17 protein-coding genes are annotated in these 17,156 nt (G+C 70.0%); 4 read left to right on the top strand and 13 right to left on the bottom strand.

Features of this window, described 5'->3' with window-relative positions; genetic code table 11:
* Window positions 1–189 precede the first annotated feature (189 nt).
* Both AB0K35_RS23285 and AB0K35_RS23280 read left to right on the top strand, forming a co-directional pair.
* Complete coding sequence (locus AB0K35_RS23285) at window positions 190–1,650, top strand: NAD-dependent succinate-semialdehyde dehydrogenase (protein WP_238668585.1); 1,461 nt, start codon at window positions 190–192, stop codon at window positions 1,648–1,650.
* Between the two features lie 66 nt (window positions 1,651–1,716).
* Window positions 1,717–2,925, top strand: coding sequence for an iron-containing alcohol dehydrogenase (locus AB0K35_RS23280; protein ID WP_238668586.1), 1,209 nt, complete (start codon window positions 1,717–1,719; stop codon window positions 2,923–2,925).
* Between the two features lie 57 nt (window positions 2,926–2,982).
* On the opposite strand, the gene AB0K35_RS23275 is transcribed toward AB0K35_RS23280, so the two are convergent.
* From AB0K35_RS23275 to AB0K35_RS23225, 11 genes are all read right to left on the bottom strand, one after another.
* Window positions 2,983–3,288, bottom strand: a complete 306-nt coding sequence (locus tag AB0K35_RS23275; RefSeq protein ID WP_238668587.1) for a GNAT family N-acetyltransferase — start codon at window positions 3,286–3,288, stop codon at window positions 2,983–2,985.
* A 143-nt stretch (window positions 3,289–3,431) separates the two neighbouring features.
* Window positions 3,432–4,373: a DUF5996 family protein gene (locus AB0K35_RS23270; protein ID WP_238668588.1), complete on the bottom strand. Its 942-nt coding sequence runs from the start codon at window positions 4,371–4,373 to the stop codon at window positions 3,432–3,434.
* Window positions 4,374–4,438: 65 nt separating this feature from the next.
* Window positions 4,439–5,410 carry a CPBP family intramembrane glutamic endopeptidase gene (locus tag AB0K35_RS23265; RefSeq protein ID WP_238668589.1) on the bottom strand — a complete coding sequence of 324 codons (972 nt, stop codon included), beginning with the start codon at window positions 5,408–5,410 and terminating at the stop codon, window positions 4,439–4,441.
* Between the two features lie 351 nt (window positions 5,411–5,761).
* Window positions 5,762–7,393 (bottom strand): phosphoenolpyruvate--protein phosphotransferase, encoded by a 1,632-nt coding sequence (ptsP, locus tag AB0K35_RS23260; RefSeq protein ID WP_363887484.1) that lies wholly within the window; start codon window positions 7,391–7,393, stop codon window positions 5,762–5,764.
* Window positions 7,386–7,661 (bottom strand): HPr family phosphocarrier protein, encoded by a 276-nt coding sequence (locus AB0K35_RS23255; RefSeq protein ID WP_238668591.1) that lies wholly within the window; start codon window positions 7,659–7,661, stop codon window positions 7,386–7,388. Before AB0K35_RS23255 ends, ptsP begins: the two co-directional genes overlap by 8 nt.
* A 9-nt stretch (window positions 7,662–7,670) precedes the next feature.
* Entirely contained in the window at window positions 7,671–8,711 is a 1,041-nt protein-coding gene (locus AB0K35_RS23250; protein ID WP_363887482.1) for a zinc-dependent dehydrogenase, read from the bottom strand.
* Window positions 8,708–9,142 (bottom strand): PTS sugar transporter subunit IIA, encoded by a 435-nt coding sequence (locus tag AB0K35_RS23245; protein WP_238668593.1) that lies wholly within the window; start codon window positions 9,140–9,142, stop codon window positions 8,708–8,710. Before AB0K35_RS23245 ends, AB0K35_RS23250 begins: the two co-directional genes overlap by 4 nt.
* Window positions 9,135–9,443 (bottom strand): PTS lactose transporter subunit IIB, encoded by a 309-nt coding sequence (locus tag AB0K35_RS23240; protein WP_238668594.1) that lies wholly within the window; start codon window positions 9,441–9,443, stop codon window positions 9,135–9,137. The genes AB0K35_RS23245 and AB0K35_RS23240 overlap by 8 nt, the downstream gene beginning before the upstream one ends.
* A 4-nt stretch (window positions 9,444–9,447) precedes the next feature.
* The gene (locus AB0K35_RS23235; protein ID WP_308193458.1) at window positions 9,448–10,608 is read right to left on the bottom strand and encodes a PTS mannitol transporter subunit IICB; all 1,161 of its coding nucleotides are present in this window, start codon (window positions 10,606–10,608) and stop codon (window positions 9,448–9,450) included.
* Window positions 10,609–10,667: 59 nt separating this feature from the next.
* Complete coding sequence (gene pfkB / locus AB0K35_RS23230) at window positions 10,668–11,576, bottom strand: 1-phosphofructokinase (RefSeq protein WP_363887479.1); 909 nt, start codon at window positions 11,574–11,576, stop codon at window positions 10,668–10,670.
* A gap of 13 nt (window positions 11,577–11,589) precedes the next feature.
* Entirely contained in the window at window positions 11,590–12,351 is a 762-nt protein-coding gene (locus AB0K35_RS23225) for a DeoR/GlpR family DNA-binding transcription regulator (protein ID WP_363887477.1), read from the bottom strand.
* Between the two features lie 198 nt (window positions 12,352–12,549).
* On the opposite strand from AB0K35_RS23225, the gene AB0K35_RS23220 reads away from it, so the two are divergent.
* Entirely contained in the window at window positions 12,550–13,143 is a 594-nt protein-coding gene (locus AB0K35_RS23220) for an SRPBCC family protein (RefSeq protein WP_363887476.1), read from the top strand.
* Window positions 13,140–13,775, top strand: coding sequence for an SRPBCC family protein (locus AB0K35_RS23215; protein WP_363887475.1), 636 nt, complete (start codon window positions 13,140–13,142; stop codon window positions 13,773–13,775). Before AB0K35_RS23220 ends, AB0K35_RS23215 begins: the two co-directional genes overlap by 4 nt.
* A gap of 67 nt (window positions 13,776–13,842) precedes the next feature.
* On the opposite strand, the gene AB0K35_RS23210 is transcribed toward AB0K35_RS23215, so the two are convergent.
* Window positions 13,843–16,629: an AAA family ATPase gene (locus AB0K35_RS23210; protein ID WP_363887474.1), complete on the bottom strand. Its 2,787-nt coding sequence runs from the start codon at window positions 16,627–16,629 to the stop codon at window positions 13,843–13,845.
* Between the two features lie 18 nt (window positions 16,630–16,647).
* Entirely contained in the window at window positions 16,648–17,097 is a 450-nt protein-coding gene (locus AB0K35_RS23205) for a VOC family protein (protein ID WP_363887840.1), read from the bottom strand.
* Window positions 17,098–17,156 lie beyond the last annotated feature (59 nt).

Genomic DNA, 17,156 nt, shown 5'->3' with positions numbered 1-17,156 from the left:
GCGCGAACGGCCTGACGACGCTGAGACGGCCGTGGCCCGCGCAGACGATCGGCGGCGCGGGGGCGATGCCGCATTCGACCCGCTCGGCAACCTCGCCCCGACGAGGGCGTGTGACCCGTCCGTCTACGCGCACAGCGTGATCGCTGAGGCACGCCGGACATCACGAAGAAGATCACAGGAGGCGACGCGATGAGTGACCCGATGAACGTGCTGGCTCCCGAGCATCGGCGGCTCCGGATCGGCGACGCCTGGCGCGACGCCGCAAGCGGAGCCACCTTTGCCGTCGAGGACCCGGCCACCGGCAAGACCATCGCCGAGGTGGCGGACGCCGATGTCGTTGACGGGCTCGCCGCCCTGGACGCGGCGAGCACGGCAATGGCGCAGTGGGCGGCTACCCCGCCGCGGAAACGGTCAGAGTTGTTGACAGCGACGTCCCGGGCACTGACCGAGCGATCCGAGGAGGTCGCCCGGCTGATAACGCTCGAGATGGGCAAGCCGCTCGCCGAGGCTCGGGGTGAGGTGGCCTACGGCGCCGAGTTCTTCCGTTGGTTCGCCGAGGAGGCGGTACGCGTCGAGGGGCGCTACAGCGTCGCTCCCGCTGGCGGGTATCGCATCCTCACCGTGCCGAAGCCGGTCGGACCGTGCGTCTTCGTGACGCCCTGGAACTTCCCGTTGGCGATGGGTGCCCGCAAGATCGCTCCCGCGCTGGCCGCGGGTTGCACGACGATCACCAAGCCAGCAGGTCAGACGCCACTCACCATGCTGTTGCTGGCCCGCATCATGGAGGAGGTCGGCGTACCCCCCGGCGTCGTCAACGTGGTGACCACGAAACGCTCCGGCGCGGTGGTCTCGGCACTGCTGGCCGACAGTCGGACCCGCAAGCTCTCGTTCACCGGGTCCACAGAGGTCGGGCGCGTGCTGCTCCGACAGGCCGCGGACAACGTGCTGCGTACCTCAATGGAACTGGGCGGCAACGCGGCCCTGATCGTGTGTGCCGACGCCGACCTCGACGTCGCGCTCGACGGCGTGATGGTGGCCAAGATGCGCAACATCGGGGAGTCCTGCATCGCGGCCAACCGGATCTACGTCGAGGAGCCGGTGCGCGAGGAGTTCACCGCACGCTTCGTCGAGCGGATGGGCGCACTGTCAGTGGGTCATGGTCTCGACGACGGCGTGGACGTCGGAGCGTTGATCGACGAGGCCTCGGTGACCACAATCGATGGGCTCGTCGCCGACGCTGTCGATCGCGGGGCCCGGGTCCTCGTGGGTGGCGAACGTCCGGATGGGCCGGGCCACTTCTACCCGCCCACCGTCCTCGTCGACGTACCCGAAGACGCGCAGATGCTGAAGGCGGAGATCTTCGGCCCGGTGGCGCCGATCATCTCGTTCACATCCGACGACGAGGTGATGGCGAAGGCCAACGACACCGAGCACGGCCTGGCCGGATACGTCTTCACCCGCGACCTCCAGCGGGCGCTCCGGTTCAGCGAGGGGCTGGATACGGGAATGCTCGGCATCAACCGTGGCCTGATCTCGGATCCGTCAGCTCCGTTCGGTGGCGTGAAGCAGTCCGGGATCGGCAAGGAGGGGTCGCACGAGGGCATCCTCGAGTACCTCGACCTCACCTACGTGGCGATCGACCTACCATGACCGGCCTGCTGCCCCGGGCGCCCGCCGACCAGCACATCGCCGCCGACGTTCCGGAGAGGCACTGACATGCTTGAGACCGTCCGCGGACCACGCCAGCTGATAGTGGGCGAAGGGGTCGCGCAGAACATCCCACGAGTGGTGGCCGAGAGCGGCTCGCGGGTCCTCATCGTGACCGACAAGGTTCTGCTGGGGCAGCCCGGCGTGGCCGAGATCGTGGCCGCCGTGCGGGAGAGGGTCGAGGCCGTCGAGGTCTTCTCCGATGCGACTCCAGACGTGCCACTCTCCGATGTCGCCCTGGCCGTCTCGGTGGCCGCCGAGGTGGATGCCGACGTGATCCTCGCCATCGGGGGTGGCACGGTGATCGACCTCGCCAAGATCGTCGGCGTCATCCGCCGCCACGGTGGGACGCCGCGCGACTTCTACGGCGAGTCGAAGGTGCCGGGGCCGACGATTCCTCTCGTCGCGGTCCCCACGACGTCAGGCACCGGCTCCGAGCTCACACCCGTCTCGGTGTTGACCGACCCGGACCGCGAGCTGAAGGTCGGGGTGTCCAGCGTCCACATCGTGCCCGACTTCGCCATCGTCGACCCCGAACTCACCTACACCTGCCCTGCGAGCGTCACCGCCCACTCCGGCATCGACGCGTTGTGTCACGCCGTGGAGAGCTACACGGCGCGACCCCGGGCCCACGGACCGCGCGACCCGGTGGAGCAGGTGTTCCTCGGCCGCAACCCGATCACCGACCACTACGCGCTCCTGGCCGCCGAGCGGATCGCGCGTAGCCTGCGTCGTGCTGTCAGGGACGGCGGCGACACCGAAGCGCGCGCGGACATGTCCTATGGGTCGATGCTGGCCGGGCTCGCCTTCTCCCACGCGGGCAACGCTGCCCCGCACGCTCTCCAGTACCCCATCGGCGCGGCCACGCACACGCCGCACGGCCTGGGCGTCGGGCTGCTACTGCCCTATGCCCTGGCGGCGGCCAAGGATGCCATCAGCGACCGGTTGGCCATCCTCGCCGGGGTGTGCGGGCTCGACGTGACAGACGCGACGGATGCCGAGGCCGCAGATACGTTCCTCACCTGGCTCGACGGTCTCCTTGCCGACATCGGTATCCCTCCCACCTTGGCGGACATCGGCGTGGCACGCGCCGATCTCCCGCGCTTCGCGGAGATGGCCAGTGGCGTCACCCGCCTGATCCAGAACCATCCAGGCCCGACCGACACCGCCAGCCTGACCGCGATCCTCGAAGCGGCCTGGACCGGGAACCGGACCTGACACGTCCTGACGCGCCGATCCCGGGCCGCCGGTGCGGCCCGGGAACCGTCCCTGCATTCAGTCGCTGACTCTGCTGCGGGACTGGTAGACCAGGTCCTGGTAGTCGGGATGCCTGGCGATCCAACCCGCGAAGAACGGGCAGGTGGCCAGGACGAGCAGGTGCGCGGCGCGGGCTTCGTCGAGGGCGGTGCGGACCAGCGCCGACCCGATCCCCCGACCCTCGTAATCCGGCGAGACCTCGGTGTGCACGAACGCGACGAGCTCCGCGGTGCGGATGTACTGCGCGACGCCGGCGATCCTGGACTCGCCGTCGACCCGGGCCTCGTACCGGTTGGCCTCGGGAACGTCCTTCACTTCCACCATCACGTGTCCTCCGTACGTCTCAGGGGTGGCCGGGAACGGCTGGCCGTTCCCGGCCCGATCAGATCAGCCGCCTACCGCTGGGCGGTGGCGAGGAGCCGCATCTCCTGGCGAACCAGACCGCTGCCGCTCGCCCGCCGGTGTCCTCAGGCAGCAGGGGTCTGCTGCCACCGCAACGGGTTGTCCTCCAATGCCGAGCGGTCCCAGCGCCCCAGGTCCGCGGCGGCTTCATAGGTGGTGCGGAGAAACTCGGCGACTGCGCGGTCCGGGTCCGGTGCGGCGCGTACGACCTCGTAGGGCAGCAGGAACTGCTGGAACTGGGAGCTGAAGTAGGCGCCTTCGGGACCGACCTGCTGCTCGGCGAACCCGTCAGGTGCGGGGTAGGCGTAGGAGTAGAAGGCGCCTTCCTCGCCGCCACCGGGCCAGAAGCCGCAGCTGGACAGTTCCCGGGAGTAGCCCTCGACCATTACCCAGTCCCCGCAGTTGGGCACTCCGCCAGGGTGCGGCGGGGCCGACCGGCCGGAGAAGCGGGTGCAGGCGAGGTCCATCCCGCCCCAGAAGAAGTGCACCGGACTGACCTTGCCCACGAAGTGCGACCGGAACTCGCCGATCACCCGGTTCGCCTGCAGCAGTTGCCGCCAGAACAGGCTGGCCGCCTCTGCGTCGTAGGAGGCGTGATCGTGGTCCTCGGCGAACGGGATAGCCGGGTCGACCTCGTTGGGATGCGGCCGGATCGGTGCCTCGATCCCGAGTTGACTGAGCATGTCCAGGATTCGCGTGTAGAACTCGGCGACCGGCATCGGCCGGAGCGGGAGACTGCGTGCACCGCCGTTGCTGGTACGGACGTCGAGCTGGTGGCCGAGGAAATCGAACTCGATCTCGAAGGCACCCGCGCGGTACGGGATGGTCGACGTCGTCAGTCCGCGCGGACTCACGTACAGGGTCACCTGCCACCAGTGGTTGAGCAGCGGCGCGTGAGCCATGCGGATCTTGCCCACGATCTGGGTCCACATGTGCAGGGTGTCGCGGGTGGGGGTCCAGTCCGAGACCCGAAGGCTCGGCCAGCTCGTCGTTGTCGGGTTGGTCATGGTTACTCCATTCATTGGCGCTGTGACCGGTGGATGACGCTCGTCGCGTTCGTGTCCTGTCGAGGTCAGCTCGCGCCCGCCCCCCGGGAGCGCCGCTCGCGTAGCCAGACCAGCACCACCATGGCGATGTTGACGGCGCCGAGGATCAGCAGGGACGCGTCACCGGAGTCGGTGGACCGGTCTATCGCGTAGGGCTCGCCGTCGGCCAGCACCGTGTTGACGATCCCGAACAGGACGTTGTTGGCGACGTGGAAGGCGACCGGCGCTTCGATGCCGCGGCTGATGATCGCCATCAGGCCGGTGCAGAGGCCGACGACTGTGTAGTAGCCGAACAGCCAGGGGTCGTTCGACCCGTGGAGCATGGCGAAGCCCAGGCTGGAGACGACGAGCCCGACGGCCAGTGCCGGCCGGACCGCCCGCACCCAGGACGCGGCCGCCGGCAGCACGGCGCTTCGCCACCACAGCTCCTCGCCGGCTGACTGTAGCGGCGTAGTCAGTAGGGTGACGACCAGCAGGCCGATCGTCGTGCCGCTGAGACCGAAGGCCTTCCAGCCTGGCGAGTCGGGCGCGACCAGTGCCACCACACCGAGCCCGACGCCCACCAGCAGCGTCGCTCCGACCAGGTAAGTCCTCAGGCGGCGGGCGTCGAAGCCCCGGGGTGAGCTGATCAGGCTGCGCCACGGCACCGCGGCGATCCGCGCCAGAAGCAGGACCGCCACGACGCCCGCCGCGAAGATGCTGATGTTGATGGCCAGGGACTTCAACGGTGTCATGGTGGGTGACATCGGGTCGTCGCTGCCCTCGATGACACCCACGAGCTGCCACGACAGCACCTGGAGGGCCAGCATCACCAGCGGTGGCACGGCGACGACCACTAGCGGCTTCCACCACGCCATGCGCAGGTGAGCGCCGAACGGGCGGGAGGGGTCGACGGTTGGCCGGGGACGTTCCCGCGTCAGCGGGGGCGAGTCGCCGGAGACCGGCGGGTTCGGGCGACTCGTGCTCCCCTGGGGCCCGTCGGTTGGTGGTGCGTTCATCGGAGCATTTCCTCTCGGGGTGAATCCGTCAGGCGCCCACGAGCACGTGCCGTGAAGCACGTTTTTCGCCGCTGGACGAAGGCGCACCGACAGATCCGCCGGTCAGCATGTCCGGTCTGGCCGGAAAGGTACGCGTTACATTGCAGCACCTGCGGTGGCGTGCGGGCAGTGACACCACGTCACCACCTCGCCATGACATTCCGCGTACCTGAGGGGCTGTGGCACCGGTCCGACCGACGTTCACCCCAGGAGCGCCGGTGGACCCCGCGCCGGGCGGACCAGCGCTGCGTCACAGTCTGGCGATGACCGGCTCACCGCACGGGAAGGCCGTCGCCCAACCGGAGCTGGTACTTAAGCGCCGGCCGCCGCCCGGGCTGCCTCCGGGCTGGGAGCGGCAAGGGCCGCCTCGGCGATCTGGCGGCACTCGGCCAGGGTGTGCGCGGCCAGGGACTCGCGCACCGCCGGGATGCTGCGGGGTGCCATGGACAGGCTGGTGATGCCGAGGCCTGCCAGCACCAGCGCGAAGGCGGGATCCGCTGCGGACTCTCCACACACACCGACCGGCTTGCCCGCCTCGACGCCGGCTGCCGCGCAGGAGGCGAGGAGCGCGATCAGCGCGGGCTGCCACGGGTCGAGCAGGTCAGCGAGGTCACCGCACATGCGGTCGGCGGCGAACGTGTACTGGCTGAGGTCGTTGGTGCCGACGCTGAGGAAGTCGACATGGCGCAGCACCTGGCCGGCGCGCAGGGCCGCGGCCGGCACCTCGATCATCACGCCGGCCATCGGCAGGCCGTGCTCACCACAGGACCCGGCGAACGATGCCGCCTCCGCCGCAGTGGCGACCATCGGCGCCATCACCCACACGTCGGCGTCCGTCGCAGCGGCCGCCGCCGCGATCGCCGCCAACTGCGTACTCAGCACGGACGGTGTCTGCCGTGCGACCCGCAGACCGCGGATGCCCAGCGCGGGATTGGGTTCAGCGGCCAGACGCAGGAACGGCAGTGGCTTGTCGGCACCGGCGTCGAGGGTGCGCACGACGACCTTGCGGCCGGGCAGCGCGGCGAAGACGTCGCGGTACGCGGCGACCTGTTCTTCGTACGGCGGCGGGTCGCTGCGGTCGAGGTAGAGCAGCTCGGTGCGGAACAGGCCGACGCCTTCCACCTCGCCGGTGAGGTCGCGGGCGGAGCCGATGTTGGCCAGTAGCGCGACGGGATGGCCGTCGGCGGTCCGCCCGGGGCCTTGGGAGCGGGTGCGGCGTTCGATCTCCGCGAGCCGGTCCGCGTTGACAGTGGTCACCGTGTCGGCGGAGACGCCGGCCACCACGACGCCGCTCGCGCCGTCGAGACTGGCCAGCGCGCCGTCGGCCACGTCCAGGATGCCCGCGCAGCGGACCACGGCCGGGATTCCGAGTGTCCGGGCCAGGATCGCGGTGTGGCTGGTCGGTCCGCCCTCGGCGGTGACCAGGCCCAGCACCAGACCCGGTTCGAGGCCGGCGGTGTCGGCGGGCGCCAGGTCGCGGGCGATGAGCAGGTACGGATGGCCGGGGTTCGGCACGCCCGGCATCGGCCGTCCCAGGCACGCCGCGACGAGGCGGTCCCGCAGGTCGTCGAGGTCGCTGACCCGCTCGGCGAGGTACCCGCCTGCGGCTTCGAAGGCGGCCCGGTGCACGGCGAGCACGTCGGTGAGCGCGTGCGGCGCGTCCGCACCGCCGTCGATGGCGATGTCAGCGGCGTCGATGAGCGTCTCGTCCTGCGCCATCATGACCTGCGCGCGCAGGACCTCGGCGGAGGTCTTTTCCAGGACGGTGTCGGCGCGACGGGTCAGGTCGGCGGCGACGGCGACGACAGCGGCCCGGACGGTCGCCTTCTCGGCTTCGGGATCAACGGTCTCCGCCAACGGCGGCAGGGCCGGCGGCGGGGCCAGCCGGTAGACCGGCCCCGCCGCACCACCGGGGCTGGCTCCGATCCCCCGCAGTTCACGCATCGACGGCGTCCAGGTCACGTTCGAGGAGGTCGGCCAGGATGTCGACGGCGGCCTGCGCATCGTCGCCGTCGGCCTCCAGTGTGACCTCGGTGCCCTTCTTGGCGCCGAGCGACAACACGCCGAGCATGCTGCGGGCCGGCACGGGTTTCTTGTCGCTGGTGCGGATGGTGACCAGCACCGGCTGCTTCGCCGCCTCGGCGACGAACAGCGCCGCCGGGCGGGCGTGCAGCCCGCTGGCGGAGCCGACGAGGACTGTTCTGGTGGGCAACGGATCCTCCTACGGTTCGATCGTCACCTTGATCGCTTCGCCGCGCGCCACGATGCCGAAGGCGTCGAGGGTGCGGTCGAGCGGCAGACGGTGGGTGATGAGGTCGGCGACCGGCACGGAGCCGTTGGCGATGAGTCGCAGCGCTTCCTTGTTGTGCTCCGGGCTGGAGCCGTTGGCACCGACGATGGTCAGTTCGCGGTAGTGCACGAGGTTGGAGTCCAGCGAGATGACCGGCTTGTCCTTCGGCAGGCCGCCGAAGAAGCTGATCCGGCCCTGCCGCGCGGTCATCTGCACCGCCTGCTCCTGGGCGGCGCCGGCGGCCGTGGCGGTGATGACGACGTCGGCGCCCCGGCCCTCGGTGAGCTTGAGGACCGCGTCGACGACGTCGGTCTCGGCGCCGCAGATCGCCGCGTCCGGCTGCACCAGGTTGGCGGCCAGGTCGAGGCGTTCGCGGTTGAGGTCGACGAGGAACACCCGGGCCGCGCCGCGCGAGCGGGCCAGGCGGACGTGCAGGCAGCCGATCGGCCCGGAGCCCACCACCACCACGTCGTCGCCCTCCCCCACACCGGCGAGGTTCTGGCCGTTGAGGACGCAGGCGAGAGGCTCCGCGACGGACGCCTCGGCGAAGCTGAGTCCCTCGGGGATCCGGTTGAGCCCGTCGACGGCGAGGACGTTGTGCGGCACGACAGCGTATTCGGCGAACCCGCCGTCGAAGTGGTAACCCATCGACACCTGGTTGGGGCACACCGTCATCCGGCCACGCCGGCACTCGGCGCACGTACCGCACGGGATGGCGGCGATGACCTGGACCCGGTCCCCCGGCCGCCAGCCCGTGACATCGGCACCGACTTCGGTGATCTCGCCGGCGATCTCGTGGCCCATGACGCGCGGCGGGGCGATGTGGTGGTGGCCGAAGCGGGAGATCTTCACGTCGGTGCCGCAGGTGGAGCATGCGCGGACGCGGATCTTCACGTCGGAGGGGCCCGGCGTGGGCTCGGGCGCGTCCTCGATGCGGACGTCACCGGGTGCGTGGAATCGGACGACCTTCACGAGGGCTTCCCTTCGAGGATAGTGATCACGTCATCGGCGCTCGTCGACTCTCGTAGCCGCTGCGCCTGCGCCGGGTCCATCAGCACCGAGGCGAGCTGGGCGAGGATGTCCACGTGCCCGTCGCCGGCTGCGGCGATGGCCACGCAGACCCGCACGTCGAAGCCGTCCCAGTCGACGCCGTCGGGGAAGCGCAGCACCGCGAGGGCGTCGCGCTGGACCGATTCCTTGCTGCTCAGGGTGCCGTGCGGGATGGCGACGCCCTCGCCGATGTAGGTGGAGACGCTCTGCTCGCGGGCGAGCATCGCGTCCACGTACGCCGGGGCGACCGCGCCGACCTCGACGAGTACCGCGCCGCAGCGGCGAATCGCCTCGTCCCGCGATCGGGCCCGCTCGTCGAGCCGGATCGCGTCACGGGCCAGCAGCTCAGCCACTCAGCTCACCACCGCGCTGCACCGCGTTCACGACCCTGGTGACGGCAGGGTCGCCGATGAACACCTGGATCGGCACGATCACCGTGTCGGGTGCGCTGACCCTGGCCCGCGCGGCGAGACCCTGGTGGCAGATGACCACGTCCGCGTCCGTCGGGATCGAGTTGACCGGCGTGTGCTCGACGGTCACGGCGTTCTTTGACAGTTGCCGCCGGAGTTGGCTGGCCAGCATCACGCTGCTGCCCATGCCGGCGTCGCAGGCGACGACGACTTTCCTGATCTCGGTGCCGTTGATTGTGGGCATCTGTTCAGACCTCCTGCTTCGCCGACTTGTCGAGGGTCTCGTCGGGCTCGACAGCCCCCTCTTGCTCTGGGCGGACAGCCGTCTCCTCGTCAGGGCCGACAGCGTCCGCGGCGGGCTCGCCGCGCCCGAAGCCGAGCAGGGCCGAGGCGACCGCGAAGGTGACCGCGGCGGCGACCACGACGCCGAGAATGACTCCGAAGTGGCCGCCCTTGGGGGTGACCGCGAGGTAGGCGAAGATGCTGCCCGGCGAGGGGGTGGCGACCAGGCCCGCACCGGTGATCACGAAGGTGCCGACGCCGGCCGCGCCCCCGGCGATCATGGCGAGGATCAGCTTCGGCTTCATCAGCACGTACGGGAAGTAGATCTCGTGAATGCCGCCGAGGAACTGCACGATGATCGCGGCTGGGGCGCTGGGGCGCAGCGCGCGGGGGCCGAAGACCATGAAGGCGAGCAGCAGACCGAGGCCGGGACCGGGGTTCGACTCGATCATGAACAGGATCGACTTGCCCTTGTCGGCCGCCTCGGCGATGCCCAGCGGGCCGAACACGCCGTGGTTGATGGCGTTGTTGAGGAAGAGCACCTTGGCGGGTTCGACGAGCACCGAGGTCAGCGGCAGCAGGTCCTTGCCGACGAGCCAGTCGACGCCCGCGCCGGCCTGCTTGGTGAGCCACTCGACCACCGGGCCGATGCCGTAGACGCCTCCGATGGCCATCGCGGCGCCGATGATGCCGGCGCTGAAGTTGTCGACCAGCATCTCGAAGCCGGGACGGATCTTGTTTTCGACCAGGCCGTCGAAGAGTTTGAGGACATAGGCCGTGAGCGGCCCGATGATCATCGCGCCGAGGATCATCGGCACGTCCGCGCCGACGACGAGGCCCATTGTCGCTACCGCGCCCACGACGGCGCCGCGTTGGCCGTGGACCAGCCGGCCGCCGGTGTAGCCGATGAGCACCGGTAGCAGGATGCTGATCATCGGGCCGACCAGTTCGGCCAGTGTCGCGTTGGGGATCCAGCCGGTCGGGATGAACAGTGCGGTGATCAGGCCCCAGGCGATGAACGCGCCGATGTTGGGCATGACCATCGCGGCCAGGTAGCCGCCGAGGCGTTGCACAGTGGCTCTGAGGCCCTGGCCCTTCACCTCTGGTGTGTAGGAAGAGGAGGTCACGGGGGTATCTCCTTCATCGAGGGGCGGTCCAGACGGCCGCGGGGGAAAAGCTTGTCCGGCTAGGGGTGGATGGTGACGTCGTGGCGGAACAGGTCCGCCGGGCCGGGCATCCGGCTGCCGGGCAGGCTCACCGCGGCGGCGCCCCAGGCCAGGCCCTCGGCGAGGGCGGTGGCACCCTGCGCGCCCGCGGCGAGGAACCCGGCGAGCAGCGCATCGCCGGCACCGACGGTGCTACGGGGCCGGGCCACCGGACAGGTGCCGGTGCGCACTCCTTCGGCGTCGACCAGGACAGCGCCGTCGGCGCCGAGGCTGGCCACGACGGTGCCGGCTCCCCAGGCCCGCAGGCACTGAGCGGCATCGACCACATCGGCGAGGTCCTTCAGCGGGGCGCCGACCACGTCGGCCAGTTCGTCGCGGTTGGGCTTGAGCACTGTCGCCCCGGCCAGGGCGGCCTCGCGCAGGGCGGGACCGCTGGTATCGACGGCGACCCTGACGTCGGCAGCACGCAACTTCCGGCACAACTGGGCGTAGGCGTCGGCGGGCAGGCCGGGCGGGACGCTGCCGCACAGCACGACCCAGTCGGCACCGCTGGCACGGGCGAGCACACTGTCGGCCACCTCGTCGAACTCGGCGCGGCCCATTGTCGGACCAGGCTCGTTGATCTTGGTGACGGTGCCGTCGGGCTCGGCCAGGGTGATGTTGGAACGGGTCCGTCCGGAGATCGACACGGCCAGGACCTCCACACCCTCCGCCTCAAGGAGGCGGATGAGCTGGTTGCCCTCGTCACCGCCGGAGGGCACCACCGCTACCGACGGCACCCCGTTGGCCAGCAGGGCACGGGATACGTTGACGCCCTTGCCGCCGGGGTCGAGGTGCGCGGTGGCAGCACGGATGACCTCGCCCCGGATGAGTGAATCGACCTCCACGGCCCGGTCGAGGCTGGGGTTGAGGGTGACGGTGACGATCATGCCCGGACCGCTCTCATGCGCGTACCACCCGGACGCCTGCCGACTCCAGGTCACCGACCAGGTCGGGATCGGCACGGCTGTCGGTGATGAGCAGGTCGACGTCCAGCAACTCAGCGAAGCGGGCCAGATAGTCGTTGCCGAGCTTGGTGTGGTCGGCGACCACCACAGTGCGACGGGCCGCACGGACCATCGCCCGCTTCACCGCCGCTTCGGACGGGTCCGGCGTGGTCAGCCCACGCTCGACCGAGATGCCGTTGGTCCCGATGAATGCGACGTCGACGTAGAGGTCCGCCAACGGCGACAGCGCCCAGTCGTCGACGGTCGCCAGGGTCTTGCCGCGGACCCGTCCACCCAGCAGCAGAACGTTGAGGTTGGCACAGGTACCGAGGGTCGTGGCGATGACCGGCGAGTTGACCACGACGGTCAGCTCCCGGTCGACCGGCAGCAGCTGCGCCAGCCGGGCGGTCGTGGTGCCGGCGTCGAGGATGATCGCGCCCTCCTCCGGCACCTCGTTCAAGGCGAGTTTGGCGATGCGCTCCTTCTCCTCGATGAGCACCGCGTCACGTGCCGCCAGCGCGGGCTCGAACCCGAGCCGTTCGACCGGAATCGCTCCACCGTGGACCCTGCGCAGCACCCCGGCTCGCTCCAGGATGGTGAGATCGCGGCGGATCGTCTCGGACGTCACGTTGAGCCCATCGGCCAGGCCAGCCACCTCGACGCGGCCCACGTCCCGGGCGATGCGGAGGATCTCCTGCTGCCGCTCCTCGGCGTACATGTTGTTTCACCGCCGTTTCGTTTTGCTTGTGCTTTGTTTACGCCCGGTTGGAGGAGAAGTCAAGAGATGAGCCACAGGAAGCCACACCACCGAGCGGCGGACGCCTGACGACAGCCTGTTGTGCAAGCGCGTCCGTGGGACGGCATCGTTCAAGCGGCAGAGGTCCGGTCCGGTAGTCGAGCTAGGTGATTTTTGCCGATGTGCACCGGCGGCAGTCTTGGCACGATCGCTTCTGCCGGGCGTGCATTCAGCGGCTCGCTCACGCCCGGCGCTTCGAACGTCAGTGAGCGCAGAGAGGCTTTTCCGATGGAGAACATTACGGACGCCGACGAGGCCGACATTGACGTGTCGGCCCCGGTCGTCAGCCGCCACAGTGTCACGGTGACCGCGTCCGCGGACACCGTGTGGCGGATCCTCACTGACATCAACGCGTGGACGGCCTGGCTGCCGGAAATCCCTCACGCTCACGTCGAAACACCCGGGCCGCTCGCGTCGGGCTCCGTGTTCCGCTGGTCCGCCGCGGGCATGGAGATCGAGTCGACGATCGTTCAGGTACGGCCGCAGGAACGCCTCGTGTGGCAGGGACACGGTGACGGACCGGACGGCGTGCTCGGCGTCCACGTCTGGGCGCTCACTCCGGTCGGCGACGGCGTGCGCGTGTCCACCGAGGAGTCCTTCGCCGGTCCGCCCGTCGATGCCAACCCCGCGCCGTTCCAGGAGGGTCTCGACACAACCCTCACCACGTGGCTGGATCGACTCAAGCGCACCGCCGAGGAGTCGACCGCCTCATGAAGAATGGTGTGGTAGCTGTCGTGGCGGCAGTGATCGCGGCCGGCCTCGTGGGCGTCGCAGGTGCGCCGGCTGAAGCCGATCCCAGGCATGATGGGAGCGCCGACGGCGCAACCCTGAGGTGCGCGGGGGGAAGTGTCGACACCGCGGCGAAGATCCGCTACAAGACGGCGGCGGTGATCGACGCCCCGCTACGCACGGTCTGGGAGATCCAGACCGACGTGGAACGGTGGCCGTCGTGGCAGAAGCCGGTCCTCTCCAGCAAGCGGCTCGATCGTGGCCCACTGCGTCCCGGATCATCGTTCCGATGGACGACACCGGTACGCGAGACCGCGCTGAATCCCGCCACGACCCTCGTCGTCACGTCGACTGTCCGGCAGCTCCAACACCAGAAGTGCCTTCGGTGGAGCGGGCCGGCGGTCGGTGCAGGACTGACCATCGACGAGGGAGTTCACGTGTGGACGTTCACCGAGGTCGACGGCCGGGTTCTGGTGCGCACCGAGGAGACGTGGCGCGGTGAGCAGGTCGAGCAGGACGTCGAATTCTCCACTGCGGCTCTCGGCGCAGGATTGGAGACGTGGCTGACGGAGCTGAAGACGCTCGCCGAGCGGAAGTGTGAGCGGGCCCGGCGCTGACGCGACTCAAGGGCCCCGCCGGTCTCGTGCCGGCGGGGCCCTTCGTCGCTCGATCAGCCCAGCTCCGTCAGCGGAACAGTTCGCGCAGCTGCCGGCGTGAAGTGATGCCCAGCTTGCGGTAGAGGTTGCGCAGGTGGGCGTCGATCGTACGCGGGCTGACGAAGAGCAGCGCGGCAACCTCCTTGGTGCCCGCGCCAGAGGCGACCTTGCGGGCGACGAGTAGTTCCCGCGCGGTCAGCCCAGCGAGCGGATCGGCGTCGTCGGCCAGGCTCGGCTCGCCGATGGCTTCCAGTTCGCGGGCGGCACGGCCGGCGAACCCGCGCGCGCCGATTGTGGAAAGCAGGTCGTACGCGGTGCGCAGCTCCACCCGTGCCTCGGTGCGGCGACCGATTCGTCGCAGCCACTCCCCGTACAGCAGGCGGGAGCGCGCGTAGTGGACCCGCATCCCGCTCCCGGCGAGCCGGCTGATCGCCTCGAGGTAGTGGTCCTGCGCGCCGAGCCCGGCGTCGAGCAGCGCACACGCCAGCAGATGCGTACCAGTCGACCACGCGTTCGGGTTGACCCGTGCGACATCCCCGATCCAGGCGGCCGATTCCTTGGCCTCTTCGGGACGTCCGACGTACGCGGCGGCTTCGACCAGCTCGTGGTGGAAGGCGCTGACAGCGTACGAGCCGCGCCGGTGCTGGTCCCGCACGAGCAGCATCGCCTCAAGCGCCGCCTCGTGGTCGCCGCTACCGTTGCACAGCACAGCGTTCGCATAGTGCAACGCGGTGGGGTTCACCCCGACCCAGCCGCGCAGCTTCTCCCGGATCCCCCGGAACCGGTCGGCATCGCCGCTCCACGCGGCGAGCATCAGGTCGGACCCGACAAGGTTGGAGGTCCCCGCGGCCTCGTCGACCGCACGCGCCTCGGTGATGCAGACGTGCGCTTCGGCGAAGCGGCCCACAATCGTCCGGGCGACCGCCTGAAAGCGCAGCGCGTGGGGAAGGATCGCGTAGGCGCCCTGCGCCCGGGCGAGTTCCACCTGACGGTCGACGATCTCATCCATGGCATCGCTGTCACCGAGGTCGACGCTCAACACGCAGGCGCGTTCCATCCACCAAGGATCCGCGTCCGGCGTGCGGGCGTGCTCCCGGAAGGCGTCGACGGCACGGCGCATCTGGGGCATCGCCTCGTCCACCGGGCGGAGGTTCTGCTCGACCAACGCCTGCAACAGCAGGTCGACCGGGCGTGGCGACTGACGCGGGGGTACCCGTTCCCGGATGTGCAGGGCGAGCCGCCGTAACCTCCCAGGCTCGTCGACGCTGAACATGAGCGACGCGAAGGCTTCCAGGTATGTCTCGCGTGCGTCGTCGGGCCCCACACCGTCGGCCGCGTCGATGAGGGCGATCGTCGCCGGGATGCTGCGCGCGACGTGATAGTCGATCGTCGCGCGCAGCAGTCGCGCGGCGCTGCGGTCGGCCGGCTCTGGCTGGAGACGCTCGGCCTCGTCAACGAGTTCACGGGCGGCAGAAGGCGCGCCGGAACCCAACCGTGCTCGAGCCGCGGTCAACAGGCGGCGTGCCTGCTGCGACCGGCCTGGCGTCAGTCGGGCCGCGCGTTCGAGGAACGCGGCCACGGCCGCGAGTCCGCCGCGGCGTTGTGCCCGTCCGGCCGAACGCTCCAGTTCTGCCGCGGTCTCCTCGTGCGGGCCGTTGATCGCGTTCGCCCGGTGCCAGGCCCGCCGGTCGGGTTCGACGTCGACGTCCGTAGCGGCGGCGAGCGCGGCATGTGCCTGCCGTCGCGCCCCGGCCCCGGTCGACCGGTACGCGGCGGAACGCGCCAACGGATGTCGGAAGTGCACCCGGGGGCCGGTCACCAACAGGCCGCTGTCCTCGGCTGCGGCCAGGTCCGCGGCGTCCAGTCCCTGGATCGCCATGGCGCGCCGCAGCAGTACGAGGTCGCCAGTCGGCTCCGCCGCGGCCAGCGCCAGAACTGAGCGCGTGGGTGCCGGCAGCCGCAGGAACCGGCTCACGAACCGGCGCTCCACGGTGCCGCGCCCGGCGTCGCCGGGTAGTCCGAACGGTCCGGCATCGTTGGCGAACTCCACCAGGGCGAGCGGATTACCGGCAGCTTCGGCGAGGATCCGCTGCACGATCGCCGCCTCGTGCCCAAACGGCGCCCGAGACCGCAGCAGGGCGAGGGCCTCCGAGTCGGTGAGCCCGGTGAGAGTGAGGGCGGGTAGGCGACCGAGTTCCGACACCGGGGCGACGTCGCGGGCAGCGAAGACAATGGCGACCCGCTCCGCCGCCACGCGTGCCGCGACGAAGGCCAGTACCTGCCGCGAGCCGGCGTCGATCCACTGCACGTCGTCGATCACGCAGAACACCGGCCGGCGACGGCCTGCGGCACTCAGCAGGCCCAGGACCGCCAAGCCGACCAGCATCGGGGTCGGCGTGACCTCGGCGTAGAGCCCGAACACCGTGTCGAGCGCGCGCCGCTGCGGTGCGGGCAGCCCGGCGCGATGATCGAACACTGGCGCACACAGCTGGTGCAGGGCCGAGTAGGGCAGTTCGCTCTCGAACTCGATACCACCGGCGCGCAGCACCTGCCATCCGTCGAGCCTCGCGGCGGCCTGGTCGATGAGCGTCGACTTGCCGATCCCCGCGTCACCGAGAACGAGTATCGCCCCTCCACGGCCTTGTGCCGCACGCGCCGTCACCGAAACGACCTCGCCCAGCTCCGTTGCTCGAGCGACGACGAAAGACCCTGACCTGATATCGAGCGCATGGCGGGTAACGGTGCCAGCTCCCCTCCAGTTGTTCGGCGCGACCGATGGTATCCACAGCGGTACACCGACCGGGTCGACCGCCACCGGGTCCGGCCGACGCTCCTACGAGGGCAACTCGAACAGTTCCAGCTGGATGCCGTCGGGGTCACGTAGATAAAGGATCTTCGTACCGGCCAGCACCCCCGCTTCGACGCCGTCGCCGTCCCGGAGCACGACCGGATCGGCGTTGACATGCACGCCCCGCTCCACCAAGTCGCGGTGCGCCGCGTCGAGGTCGTCGACCTCGAAACACAGGTGCATCACTCCGACGTCGCAGTTGCGCCCGGTGAAGGGCCTCGGCTCCGGGTTGTCGTACTGGATGAGTTCCAGGAGGACATTGTCTCCGGCCAGCGCGAACGATGCCCGCATCGACGGGTTCTCAACCTCGACAACCGCACCAATCGCCGGGTTCGTTGCCGAGATCGTCACGCCGTTCGGCGCGATGCCGAGGACGTCCTCGTACCACCGCACCGAGCGTGCCAAATCGCTCACCGGCACTCCGATGTGATTCATCCTGGTCACTCTGCTCATGATCCCCATCCTCAAGGGCGGAGCCACCACTGGGGAAGGCA

The organism is Micromonospora sp. NPDC053740 (assembly GCF_040677775.1).
GTDB classification, from domain to species: Bacteria; Actinomycetota; Actinomycetes; order Mycobacteriales; family Micromonosporaceae; genus Micromonospora; species Micromonospora alfalfae.
This window is presented reverse-complemented; position numbering and strand designations above follow the sequence as displayed.

What these genes read in the sequence shown, in the direction of transcription:
- AB0K35_RS23285 (WP_238668585.1), top strand. Translation starts at nt 190, where the DNA reads ATGAGTGACCCGATGAACGTGCTGGCTCCCGAGCATCGGCGGCTCCGG.
- AB0K35_RS23280 (WP_238668586.1), top strand. Translation starts at nt 1,717, where the DNA reads ATGCTTGAGACCGTCCGCGGACCACGCCAGCTGATAGTGGGCGAAGGG.
- AB0K35_RS23275 (WP_238668587.1), bottom strand. Translation starts at nt 3,288, where the DNA reads ATGGTGGAAGTGAAGGACGTTCCCGAGGCCAACCGGTACGAGGCCCGG.
- AB0K35_RS23270 (WP_238668588.1), bottom strand. Translation starts at nt 4,373, where the DNA reads ATGACCAACCCGACAACGACGAGCTGGCCGAGCCTTCGGGTCTCGGAC.
- AB0K35_RS23265 (WP_238668589.1), bottom strand. Translation starts at nt 5,410, where the DNA reads ATGAACGCACCACCAACCGACGGGCCCCAGGGGAGCACGAGTCGCCCG.
- ptsP (WP_363887484.1), bottom strand. Translation starts at nt 7,393, where the DNA reads ATGCGTGAACTGCGGGGGATCGGAGCCAGCCCCGGTGGTGCGGCGGGG.
- AB0K35_RS23240 (WP_238668594.1), bottom strand. Translation starts at nt 9,443, where the DNA reads ATGCCCACAATCAACGGCACCGAGATCAGGAAAGTCGTCGTCGCCTGC.
- pfkB (WP_363887479.1), bottom strand. Translation starts at nt 11,576, where the DNA reads ATGATCGTCACCGTCACCCTCAACCCCAGCCTCGACCGGGCCGTGGAG.
- AB0K35_RS23225 (WP_363887477.1), bottom strand. Translation starts at nt 12,351, where the DNA reads ATGTACGCCGAGGAGCGGCAGCAGGAGATCCTCCGCATCGCCCGGGAC.
- AB0K35_RS23220 (WP_363887476.1), top strand. Translation starts at nt 12,550, where the DNA reads ATGTGCACCGGCGGCAGTCTTGGCACGATCGCTTCTGCCGGGCGTGCA.
- AB0K35_RS23215 (WP_363887475.1), top strand. Translation starts at nt 13,140, where the DNA reads ATGAAGAATGGTGTGGTAGCTGTCGTGGCGGCAGTGATCGCGGCCGGC.
- AB0K35_RS23205 (WP_363887840.1), bottom strand. Translation starts at nt 17,097, where the DNA reads ATGAATCACATCGGAGTGCCGGTGAGCGATTTGGCACGCTCGGTGCGG.